5 protein-coding genes are annotated in these 6,492 nt (G+C 61.7%); 4 read left to right on the top strand and 1 reads right to left on the bottom strand.

Features of this window, described 5'->3' with window-relative positions:
• Both VIW95_RS09875 and VIW95_RS09870 read left to right on the top strand, forming a co-directional pair.
• On the top strand, positions 1–433 hold a 433-nt coding region (locus tag VIW95_RS09875), incomplete at its 5' end, for a hypothetical protein (RefSeq protein WP_331585918.1).
• Positions 434–446: 13 nt separating this feature from the next.
• Positions 447–1,880, top strand: coding sequence for a TadE/TadG family type IV pilus assembly protein (locus VIW95_RS09870; RefSeq protein ID WP_331585916.1), 1,434 nt, complete (start codon positions 447–449; stop codon positions 1,878–1,880).
• Positions 1,881–1,915: 35 nt separating this feature from the next.
• Here the strand turns inward: VIW95_RS09870 and VIW95_RS09865 are convergent, their stop codons facing one another.
• Positions 1,916–2,920: a D-glycerate dehydrogenase gene (locus VIW95_RS09865; RefSeq protein ID WP_331585914.1), complete on the bottom strand. Its 1,005-nt coding sequence runs from the start codon at positions 2,918–2,920 to the stop codon at positions 1,916–1,918.
• Between the two features lie 56 nt (positions 2,921–2,976).
• Between VIW95_RS09865 and VIW95_RS09860 the strand changes: the two genes are divergently transcribed.
• Both VIW95_RS09860 and VIW95_RS09855 read left to right on the top strand, forming a co-directional pair.
• The gene (locus VIW95_RS09860) at positions 2,977–5,148 is read left to right on the top strand and encodes an acetate--CoA ligase family protein (protein WP_331585912.1); all 2,172 of its coding nucleotides are present in this window, start codon (positions 2,977–2,979) and stop codon (positions 5,146–5,148) included.
• A gap of 27 nt (positions 5,149–5,175) precedes the next feature.
• Positions 5,176–6,354 (top strand): acyl-CoA dehydrogenase family protein, encoded by a 1,179-nt coding sequence (locus VIW95_RS09855; protein ID WP_331585910.1) that lies wholly within the window; start codon positions 5,176–5,178, stop codon positions 6,352–6,354.
• The last annotated feature ends 138 nt before the right edge of the window (positions 6,355–6,492 follow it).

Genomic DNA, 6,492 nt, shown 5'->3' with positions numbered 1-6,492 from the left:
GTTTTACGACCTGCAGGTCCTCGCCGAACTGAGCCGGCAAGGTTCGAATCTTGCGTCGCGCGGGTTTGGTACTACATCGTGCGACAGTTTGTGCACGGCGGCCGCAGATCTGCTATCGGGAGACTCCGGTTTGGGTCTGGGCAGCAACGGCCGGGTAATCATTACCGAATTCAACCAAGCCAACCCGATAGCTGGCGGTCCTTATACGGTGGTCGAACAAACGCAATCGACGACGGGTATTACCGCAACCAGCAAGGTCGCGCCGAGCGGGAGCGGAAACGTAAATATAGCCGGAGCGCCGGCTCTGCAGACAGGCCAGAAGCTGTACGCCACGGAGATATTCTACTCATTCACGGCGGCCACCGGCATTGGAGCGATGACGAACGGTGCGATCGGCTTTCCGGCGCAATTGTATGACATCGCATATTTCTAAGGACAATGACCAAATGAAACTCTCTGCTCGAGCGAACACAGGAAAAAACGGGCGTGGACAAATTGGGGTGTTGTTTGTCATGTCCGTAATCATCCTGGTCATCTTCGTAGGTCTGGCGATTGACCTCGGTCTCGCCTACGTAACCAAGACGACGCTGGGCAAAGCGGTGGATGCGGCAGCACTTACTGCGATGAAAAACGTCAGTAAGGGGACGGGCGGATACACCTGCAACATAACCAGCGTAGCCGGACTGGCCGGGGACGAGGCGTTCAATATTAACTACAAGTCAATACCGAACCTTAGTGCGACTCCTGTGCCCAACGTATGCTTCTCTTTGGACGCCAATAACAACACGCTGGTCACCGTCACTGCCACGGCCACGCTCAACACTTACTTCATCCGCATTCTGGGAGCTGCCTACAACACGTTGAGTGTCAGCGCCTCTGCCACGGCTCAACGCAACCCGATGGTTATGTCGCTGGTGCTGGATGCGTCGTATTCCATGACCCAGAATGGCGGCTCAGGGGCGCTGCCGACCGCAGTCAATAACTTCATCGCGGACTTCAATGGCACGAGTACCGATAGCGATACTATAGATACGGTTTCGGTGGTCACTTTTGGAACATACGCAACAGTGACGGTTCCAAATGCCAGCCCTTTCCAGAGCAAAATCAGCAGTGCAATCACCACCGCAGCCTTGTGGCCGGGCGGAGCCATCAACTACACAAACTCGCAGGCAGGGCTGTCGGCGGGACAGGGGCAGATCCTTTTGGTTCCCAAAACGTCGAATCTGCTGCGAGTGGTGGTATTTTTCACCGACGGCTGGCCAAATATACAAGAGGATACTCTGACCTGTCAGCCGGGCACGCCAAGTGTCTCAACGGCCGATCTCCTGTATTGCGGCTGTGATGTGGGCGATGAGTCGCTGAATTTGTGCAACTCCAGCAATGTCGTGTTCTTCAAGCCCAGCAGTTGCAGCTCAAACAATACGTGCAGTAAACCATCCAGCGGCTGTGGGTCGTTATCGGCCGCGAACAATCCACAGACTTTTTCGGATACGCAGACTGGCGCATCCGAAGAGCTCAAGGACATCAACTGGTGTGGCGGACCCTCGGGGCTAACGCCGAACAGCGACGCAATGTATCGCTCGGTTCTGATTGCCACCAACGCAAACACCAACCCTTACTCCGCGAAGTGGAATGCGGGAGCCACGCAGGTCGGCATGCTGCACCAGACCACGTACATTTACGCGATCGGGATGGGAACAGCGATCACCGGCCAACCTGCCGCCGAGGAGTTCTTGAGAGAGGTCGCCAACGATCCGGCCGCCAGCACCTTCGATTCGAGCCTGCCAGTAGGATCGGCGGTGTTTGCGTCCGACTCAACGCAGCTTAACCAGGTGTTCCAGGAGATCGCCGCGAAGATTCTGCTGCGGCTTTCGAAATAGTTAGAGCTCGCAGAGTAATCGCTCGCAACAGCGGGTCAGGCTATCTCATTTGGATGGCGCAGGCGGACCTGTGGGTTCGCGCACAATCGCGGCACCCGCCCCGCGAAAACCTCGAGGATATTCTCCACGGCGATCGCCGCCATCCGCGCGCGAGTGGCGATGCTGGCGCTGCCGATGTGCGGTGTGATCACGACGTTGTCGAGTCGGAGCAGCGGATCGTGGCGCGCAATCGGCTCGGGATCAGTCACGTCGAGCCCTGCGCCACCCAGTCGCCCCGATTTCAGAGCCGCAAGCATCGCAGCCTGATCAACAACTGCACCGCGTGCGGTGTTGACTAAAATCGCACCCGGCTTCATCAGCGCGAATTCTCGCGCCCCTATCATGTGACGCGTCTTTACCGTCAGCGGCACGTGTATCGACACATAGTCGGATTCGGCCAACAGGCGCGGCAGGCCTACCGCGACTGCACCGGCAACCCGCTGGCTCGACGAATGCTTGAGATAGAGCACGCGCATCCCGAATCCCATCGCGCGCTGCGCCATCGCCCGGCCAATCGCGCCGAATCCGATCAGCCCGATCGTACTCGAGTGCACGTCGTGCCCGAGCATCGTCATCGGGGCCCAGGTCCGCCACATTCCCGCGCGGACCTGACGATCGGCTTCGGCGATTCGCCGCCCAGTCGCCATCAGCAGGCCGAACGCAAGGTCCGCGGTGGCGTCGGTCAGCACGCCGGGGGTGTGACCGACGGCGATGCCGGCGCGGGTGGCGGCTTCGAGGTCGATATTGTCCACGCCGACGCCCAGGTTGCTGATGACCCGAAGCCGCGGAGCGCCCGCGATCACACCCGCGTCGAGCTTGTCGGTGATCATCGAGAGTACCGCATCGGCGCTCGCCAGCGCGGATCGCAGCGCCGGAGCGGGCGGCGGCATCTCGCCGCGCCAGACGGTAACCGCAGTCGCAGCGCGAAGGCGTTCGAGCGCGGTACTGTCGATCGCGCGGGTGACGAAGACTTTTCTGCGGACGCGGTCCGTGGGCGGCATTCGGCGAATCTCCCGAAGGTTCAAATAGTCCTTTGGCTCTGCTATACGCGACAAGCGTGGCTGACTCTATCGTTTCATCGGTAATTTCGTCTGCTCGTTCGAGTGGGCGGACGGTTCTCACGGAAATCGAGAGCAAGCGGATTCTGCATTCGCTCGGCCTGCCGGTCGTCGTGCCGGAGTCCGCCGCGACGGCTGATGACGCGGTGCGGGCCGCGTCGCGAATCGGATTCCCGGTGGTGCTCAAGGTGCTGTCGCCGGACGTCAGTCACAAGAGCGAGGTTGGCGGCGTCGAGCTGAATCTCGTCGATGAAACCGCGGTGCGCGACGCGTTCGAGCGAATTCGCGCGAATCTCGCGGCCAAAGCGCGCAACGCCCACTTCGATGGCGTCGCCGTGCAGCCGATGGGCAAGAATGGAGTCGAGCTTATCGCGGGGACGTTCCACGACGATCGATTCGGCGCGACGGTGATGATTGGGCTCGGCGGGGTGTTCGTCGAAGTGATGAAGGATACGGCGCTCGCGCTGGCGCCGATTGGTGGGCGCGAAGCGTCGGCCATGCTCTCGCGGCTACGCGGCAGCCAGATTCTGCGCGGCGTCCGCGAACTGCCGGGCGTGGATATCGACGCGATTGTCTCGCTGCTTGAAACTGTCTCCGGAATCGCGGTGACGCATCCGGACATCGCCGAGATGGATCTCAATCCGGTCGTCGCGTACGAAGACGGCCTCGCCATTCTGGATGCGCGAATCGTGCTGGCGGCAGAGTCGGGCAGGGTGCAGCAGCCGGACCCGTATCGGACGGCGCGGCTCAATAATCTCGAGCGCGCCTTCAACCCGCGCACCGTGGTCGTTATCGGCGACAAGCGGATGGGTGGTTACATGTGGCTGCACGCGATGGCGCATCTCAAGGGCAAGCTCTACTCGGTGCAGATCGATCCGAATGAGATTCCGGGAATCGAAGCGATGGGCGTGGAGAACCGCAAGAGCCTGGCCGAAATCACCGAGCCGATCGATTACGCGGTCAGCGCCGTGCCGCGCCAGATCGCGCCGCGAATTCTGAAGGATTGCATCGCTAACCACGTCGGCTCGATCGGATTTTTCACGTCGGGATTTTCGGAGACGTCGGAGGAGCTCGGGATCCGCCTCGAAGCCGAGCTGCGCGACCTCGCAATCAACTCCGATATCGCGCTGGTTGGGCCCAATTGCATGGGCCTCTACAGTCCCGCTGCAGGGCTGCGCAATTTTCCCGAAGAAAAAGTCGGAGAGGCGGGCGACGTCTGTTTCATCTCGCAAAGCGGCACGCACACGATCAACTTTTGCCTGCAGGCTCCCAGCCACGGCATCAAGGTGAACAAGGCGGCGTCGATCGGCAACGTGCTGGTGCTGGAGGCGGCGGACTATGTCGATCTGATGGCGGCTGACCCGGCCACGCGTGTGATTGGGATGTATATCGAAGGCGTGCGCGACGGTCGCCGCTTCTTCAACAGCGTCCGGCACGCGGCTGAGCGGCATCCGGTCGTCATCTGGAAGGGCGGGGTGACCGACGCGGGTGCGCGCGCGACGTTCTCGCACACTGGCTCGCTCGCGACGCCCGAATCGACCTGGCGCACAGTAGTGCGGCAAAGCGGCGCGGTCGAGGTATCGAGTCTCGACGCGATGCTCGACGCGGTCGAACTGTTCGCGCGCGCCAGGCGTCTGGCGGGCCGGCGCATGGGCCTGGTCGCGATGACCGGTGGGCAATCCGTGGTAATCACCGACACGTTCGCGACGGCCGGCCTTGAGATTCCCGCCCTGTCGGAGTCCTCGTACGACGAACTGAAAACGTTTTTCAACGTAATCGGCGGCAGCTACCGCAATCCGCTCGACGCCGGCGGCACGATCGGCGCCGGGCATCATCAGGGCAATCTCGATCGCATCCTCGAGATTCTGGAGCGCGACGCGGTCATCGACGCGATCGTGCTGGAGGTCGGCACGGGCCTGCGCGCGGCGCGCTGGGCGACGCACGAAGACGAGATCACGGGACTGCTGGACAAGCTCGCGGAGTTTGCCAATCGCTCGACCAAACCGTTCGCAATCGTGATGCATCCTGCGCACGTCGAGGCGATCGTCGCACGCGGCAAGGAGCTGGCGCGCGCGCGCGGCCTGGTCGTGTTCGACAGCTTCGAGCGCGCCGCCGCAGCCTTCCACGTCGCGTCGGAGTATTGGGCCAATCGCGCGCGGCTGGGAAGTTAGACTCACGGGTAGCAAGAGGTGCTGAGTATGGACCGTCTCGTATCCGAACGCGCCCGGCCTTATTTCGAGAAGGTGCAAAAGCTTGCGCCGATTATTCGCGAGTATGCCGATCGCGCCGAGCGCGAGGCTCAGATGCCACGCGAAGTTGCCGACGCCTTCCACGACGCCGGGCTGTTTCGAATTCTTATGCCACGCCGGATCGGCGGCGGCGAGCTGACGATCCCCGATTCGTTGCGGCTGTGCGAGGAAGTCTCACGCCTCGACGGTTCGGTCGGATGGAATCTTGCGATTTGTTCGGGCGGTCCGCTGTTCGGATACAATCTTTCGCGCGCGGCATTCGAGAAAATTTACGGCGATCCGCGCGGCTTGAGCGCCGGCTCGCTGAATCCCGCTACCACCCGCGTGGTTCCGGTTGAAGGCGGATGGCGTTTCAGCGGGAAGGCCACCTACGCCAGCGCATCGGCTCATGCGACCTACCTGATGGCGGCTGGGATGGTGCTGCGCGACGGCGCGCCGCAAATGGTCGATGGGTTTCCGGCGATGCGCGGCGGTCTCTTTCCGATCGAGCACGCGAAAATTCTCAACACCTGGTCAACCGCCGGGATGCGCGGCACCGGCAGCAACGACTGCGTGTTTGAAGACGTCCTGGTGCCCGACGAATTCACCTTCGATTGGCTGAACGCGAAATCGCAATGGCAGCGCGGTCCGCTCGCAAACATTCCCTTGCAGCTGCAATTTGTCGGTGGCCTGGTATCGGTGGTGCTCGGCACCGCGCGACACGCCCTCGATACGCTCAACGAAATCGCGCAAGCCAAAGTGCCGGCGGCAACTCGTGCCACGTTGCGCGAACGCCCCCTCGCACAGATCCAGTTCGCGCAGGCGGAAGGCCTGCTCGATGCGGCGCGCGCCTATTTCTACAGTTGCAACGACGAAATCTGGCGCAAGGGCGAAGTCGGCGAGAGCTTCAGCATCCAGGACCGCGCGCACGCCAGGCTCGCGGTGGTAACTGCGGCGAAGCTGGCAGTGCAGGCGGTCGATCTGGTCGCGGACGCGGCCGGGATGAACTCTGCCCAGACGTCGTGCCCCATCGAGCGATGCTGGCGCGACGTGCACACTGCCACGCAGCACGTGCTGATGAACACGTCCCGCTTCGAGGTGGTGGGACGAGTGCTGTTCGGCCTGGATCCGGGGTCACCGGTGATCTGATCTGGTTTAATTTCTACTGACCGAATATGCATCACCTAGCGGCCGCTCTTTTTTCTTGTGTCATCTTTTTTGTGTCATCCCGAGCGTAGCCGAGGGATGACACCAAAAAATGACGCGAAGATTGGACCGCATAAGAGC

It is taken from the genome of Binatus sp. (SeqCode) (assembly GCF_036522015.1).
Taxonomy (GTDB): domain Bacteria; phylum Desulfobacterota; class Binatia; order Binatales; family Binataceae; genus Binatus.
Note: the sequence above shows the minus strand (reverse complement) of the source record. Positions and strands in the feature narration are given on the sequence as shown.

What these genes read in the sequence shown, in the direction of transcription:
- VIW95_RS09865 (WP_331585914.1), bottom strand. Translation starts at nt 2,920, where the DNA reads ATGCCGCCCACGGACCGCGTCCGCAGAAAAGTCTTCGTCACCCGCGCG.
- VIW95_RS09855 (WP_331585910.1), top strand. Translation starts at nt 5,176, where the DNA reads ATGGACCGTCTCGTATCCGAACGCGCCCGGCCTTATTTCGAGAAGGTG.
- VIW95_RS09870 (WP_331585916.1), top strand. Translation starts at nt 447, where the DNA reads ATGAAACTCTCTGCTCGAGCGAACACAGGAAAAAACGGGCGTGGACAA.